The organism is Novosphingobium huizhouense (assembly GCF_020179475.1).
Lineage (GTDB): Bacteria > Pseudomonadota > Alphaproteobacteria > Sphingomonadales > Sphingomonadaceae > Novosphingobium > Novosphingobium huizhouense.
Map to the genome: position 1 here is coordinate 1 of NZ_JAILXZ010000028.1, position 290 is coordinate 290.

The window sequence follows — 290 nt, forward strand, 5'->3', positions numbered from 1 at the left end:
CCTTTTCAAGCCATTCGGCGATTTTCTGGGCGTTCTCGACATGGCGCGGCATGCGCAGGCCAAGGGTCTCGATCCCCATCAGGGTATAATGTGCGCCCTGTGGGTTCATCGTCATTCCAAGATCGCGCAGGCAGATGGCGATTCCATGGAAGGTAAAGGCCAGCGCACCAAAGGTCTCGTGGAATTTTAGACCGTGATAGGCGGGTTCGGGGGCAGAAAGGCTGGGGAACTTGTCGCTTGCGGACCAGTCGAACTTTCCGCTGTCGACGACCACGCCGCCCGTGACGGTG

1 protein-coding gene is annotated in these 290 nt (G+C 59.0%); it reads right to left on the reverse strand.

What is annotated here, in order from left to right:
• A partial coding sequence (locus tag K3A85_RS17835) for a PLP-dependent transferase (RefSeq protein WP_225207859.1) occupies nucleotides 1–290 on the reverse strand: 290 nt, incomplete at both ends.